This window comes from uncultured Thiodictyon sp., assembly GCF_903828115.1.
Classification (GTDB): Bacteria; Pseudomonadota; Gammaproteobacteria; order Chromatiales; family Chromatiaceae; genus Thiodictyon.
In genome coordinates, this window is sequence record NZ_CAIKKU010000400.1 from 1 (window position 1) to 3,685 (window position 3,685).

4 protein-coding genes are annotated in these 3,685 nt (G+C 57.1%); 3 read left to right on the forward strand and 1 reads right to left on the reverse strand.

Annotation, left to right across the window (positions count from 1 at the left end; all coding sequences use genetic code 11):
- Window positions 1–702: 702 nt before the first annotated feature.
- Window positions 703–1,242 (reverse strand): hypothetical protein, encoded by a 540-nt coding sequence (locus QZY48_RS14740; RefSeq protein WP_295432044.1) that lies wholly within the window; start codon window positions 1,240–1,242, stop codon window positions 703–705.
- 522 nt (window positions 1,243–1,764) lie between these two features.
- Between QZY48_RS14740 and QZY48_RS14745 the strand changes: the two genes are divergently transcribed.
- From QZY48_RS14745 to QZY48_RS14755, 3 genes are all read left to right on the forward strand, one after another.
- Window positions 1,765–2,214: a hypothetical protein gene (locus tag QZY48_RS14745; protein WP_295432047.1), complete on the forward strand. Its 450-nt coding sequence runs from the start codon at window positions 1,765–1,767 to the stop codon at window positions 2,212–2,214.
- A gap of 196 nt (window positions 2,215–2,410) precedes the next feature.
- A complete protein-coding gene (locus tag QZY48_RS14750) occupies window positions 2,411–2,683 on the forward strand; it encodes a hypothetical protein (protein WP_295432050.1) in 273 nt (90 codons plus the stop codon).
- Between the two features lie 38 nt (window positions 2,684–2,721).
- Window positions 2,722–3,685, forward strand: a 964-nt coding sequence (locus QZY48_RS14755) for an SGNH/GDSL hydrolase family protein (protein ID WP_295432053.1), incomplete at its 3' end; no start/stop codon positions are given.

Sequence of the window (3,685 nt, forward strand, 5' to 3'; positions counted from 1 at the left end):
TATATGGGGGGGTACCCGGTGGGTGGTTTCCTAGGCACAAACACTCCCACCCACTCAAAACACGTTGTTTAAAACCGAGCACACTCGAACGTGTTCGTGCACCCTGGCCGCAGGCCCGCGGTGCTGTTTATGGCATAATCGCCACCCGCGAGCGCGGAGGGTATTATACCTCGTGCGTGTGTGCGTGTGTGGCTGGGCGATATGAGTGAAGACTGAGAGTGTGCAGACTGGCCGCAGGCCTGAGTGAAGACTGGGCGATATGAGGACAAGCATTGTTCCCTCTAGTATCGCGGACCCGGCGAGATAGGCGAGTCCGGCGAGAAACTAGAGGGATGCGGGCGGTGGCGGGTGGTGGTCCGACGCGCTTGACCACCTTGGCTTTTCTGGCGGGCGGAGGTGCTTATGGGCTATGGCCCCGCGCCTTGCGCTCCGCTCGCTCTCCGGCGATTCTGGCGCGATTGCGGGCTATGCCAGACAAGGCGGGCTTTTCCCCTTGCGCCCGGGCACGAAAAAACCGGACAAGGAACGTGTCCCTGTCCGGTTCGTTTGTCTGTAACTACTTCGCTTGCAATCCGTCACAATCGCAGATGCACCACCAAAGCACGAAAAGCAAGTGCATCAGGAGCTTGCCCGCTTTGGTCAGACTGTTCATTCTGTCGCTTTCCCGCAAGGCGTGATAGCGGCGTAACAGCCGTTGCGAGTTCACTTGTCACCCCCTTTCGGTGCGAGCAAGCTCGCTAGCGCGTCGGCTTGCGCTTGCTTGGCCGCTAGCGTTTCCGCCGCCACACGCGCCGCAATCGCCGCCCGTTGTAGTGCGAAACTCACTGCCATTCCTGCCTCATCCGTGAACGGCTCTAGACCGCTCGCAGCGTAAAACGCCGCCCGGGCTTTTTCGTCCTGTCCACCCAGCACTTGCCAGACTTTCCCGAATTGCGCTGCCGCTTTGTCCTTGTCGTCCTGAATGACTCGGACGGTCGGTGTAGCGGAATAAATCAGCCACCCCTCCCCGCTCATCGTCTTCGCTTTCTTCCACCCCTCACCGTTACGGTGAAACGCTGCTGTGCTAGCCATTTCGACAAAGTTACGGAAAACTCCCGGTTCTTGTAACAAGACTTCCAATTTGTCAAGATCGACCTTGACCTTAACAATCTCTGTACCTTTCTGCGCACTTACTTCTAACGTGCCATAGTGGGGAGTTGTGTTCGTAACTGCTTGCTTTGTATCTGTTGCGTTCATGTTCATATTGTATTCGTGTTTCAATCGGGCCAGCAATTGCGCTAGCCTCTCACTACTCAGGGACAAAACGCGCATTTCCGCGCTCACACGTCCTAGGGGGTTCCCTTCCCTCCGAGGCGTGCCGGGTATAGACATATCGGCTTTTCTAACTTTTTTGGGATAAGCTCCATGAAAGAAAAGCGGAGAAAAAAGGAAAAAACACTCGCTTGCCATGAACCCCACTAGCAGCTAAAATAGCCTAGCGCAAGCTCTAACCCTTTTCGCATTCACACCATGACCACACGTCCACGAATCTCCCCGACCACCGCTCGTCCCGACCTCGAAGTCAGGCCGAGCTCTTCGCGCTAACCGGAATCTCCGATTCAAAAGTCCTCGAACCCTTAACGTCCCGATAGTTTAGCTGGTAAAACGTCGCCCTTTGTGGCGGTTTCGCGGGTTCAAATCCCGCAACGGACACTTTTCGACCAGAATCTCCGATTCAATCTAGGACCCAGCGACACAAACGCTCTCGCACAACCTCCCGTCTCCATGGCCGCCCTCTCACTTGACCTCAACACGCGCGAATACGCGAACGACGATCTGCCACTCAAGCCCTGGCAGCGCATCGCAACGAGCCTGTTTGCCACCGGCATGCCCATCCACGACATCTCCCCGCAGGTCAACCAACCCATCGCAGAGATCTCCTCCTGGCTCACCTCAACTCGCGCCGCGGCACTCATCAACGACCTCCTTCGTGAGAACACCGACCGCATTGACGACCTTCTCGAAGCCGCAGCGGTCGACAGCCTGCTCACCCTGATGCGAATCCGCGACACGTCTCCCAACGACGCCCACCGCATCGCCGCCTCACGCGAGATTCTCTCGAAAACCCTCCCCGGTGTCAAAGCCCGCGACTCCAAACGCGCCAACGAACTCCTCTCCACTCTCGCCCCCGAGGACGAAATCGCCAAACTCCGCGCCATCACAGCCGCCGTGTAACGCATCCGCCCGGTTTACCGGGCAAACCCTACGACAACACGCTTGTTATCGCTCGCCCTCCGGGCAAACCCTCTCGAGCTTCCCTCCAAGTCCTGTTTATACCATAAACCTCACTATGACCCCTGCAAATGTTATCGCGCCGAATGTGGTGCTTGGAGATCGGTGGGATGGTTTGGCGTTTTCGTTCACTAGCGCGATGGCGAACGACCTCTCGCGGGCAAGGTTCGGCCTGCGTAGTGTGGTCGACGGGACGACAGTGATGCTCGACAGCGATAATGCGGACGACGCGCAGAAGATCGTGATCACGGAGGCAAGTTCGCCCGGTTGGCTTGTGGAGGTTTTACCTCAGACGTTGCCGTTTGCTGCAGGTGGGGTTAAGTGCTCGCTTGAGACGACGGATGCGGATGGCGATCGGAAGACTTATGTGACTGTGGAGTTTGAAATTTTGGAAGATCCTACGAAACCATGAGTGATGTGCTAGTGACAGTAGATGCGACGGAGATTGGGGTGACGGTTGAGGCCGTGATCACTGATACTACCGTCGCGATTACTGTTGGGCGGGTGCCTAATAGTAGTGATGCGTTTCAATCCGCCACCGCGCCCGATCCTGCCGAGCATCCGTTTTGGTATGACCTGACCGATGGCAGCTTGAACCAATGGCACGGCACGCCGCCTGCAGGTGTGTGGGTGAATGTGAGCCATGAGGAAGACCCGCAAGTGCCATCAGTTGCCACGTTTGCTGCCGTAGGTGATTCGATCACCGACCGCAGCACGCTAAACGACAATCCAGACGGGCGAGATTCAATCAACTTCGATCAGCGTGGATGGGCTGCGGTATTGGAGCAAATTTCAAACCGCCAAGTCGTCGGAGTTGGACCAACTTCGTCAAACACATACAAGGTAGGAATACTTCGTGACCGCGACCACGGGTACAGCGGGATCACTGCTTACACCTACCTAAACGGCGGCGTGGTCTATGGTGATCTCATCCCGATTGACGACGCTATTGCCGCCGATCCTGACTTCTTCATCGTCCACATCGGAACCAATGACGTTCCTGATCAGGACGCAGCGACAACCATCGCTCGCGTTCGGGCCGTGTGGGCCGCGTTGGTCGCTACCGGCAAGCCGGTGATTGGAACCGACATCTTGCAGCGTGCAAGCTCACAGAACAGCACGACCACCCGCGACAAGATCATTGCCGTAAACACGGCGCTGCGCTTGGCGTGGGAAGCTGACGGGCTGTGGACCTATCGCCAGTGGGATGATCTAATCACGAAGGATGGCAACGGCTATGCTGATGAGGTTTGGTATCCTGACAACGACAATGTTGGAAACCCTGACGGCATCCACCCCGGCACCGCGCTGGCCTACCTCATGGCCGATGATCTCAAGACATTCCTTGCCGACAAGTGGACAGGCACACCGCCGACTATCCCAGCCAACGGAAGCGCATCGTGGGTGACTCCGA

Coding starts and splice junctions, on each gene's coding strand:
- QZY48_RS14745 (WP_295432047.1), top strand. CDS start 1,765: ATGGCCGCCCTCTCACTTGACCTCAACACGCGCGAATACGCGAACGAC.
- QZY48_RS14750 (WP_295432050.1), top strand. CDS start 2,411: ATGGCGAACGACCTCTCGCGGGCAAGGTTCGGCCTGCGTAGTGTGGTC.
- QZY48_RS14740 (WP_295432044.1), bottom strand. CDS start 1,242: ATGAACATGAACGCAACAGATACAAAGCAAGCAGTTACGAACACAACT.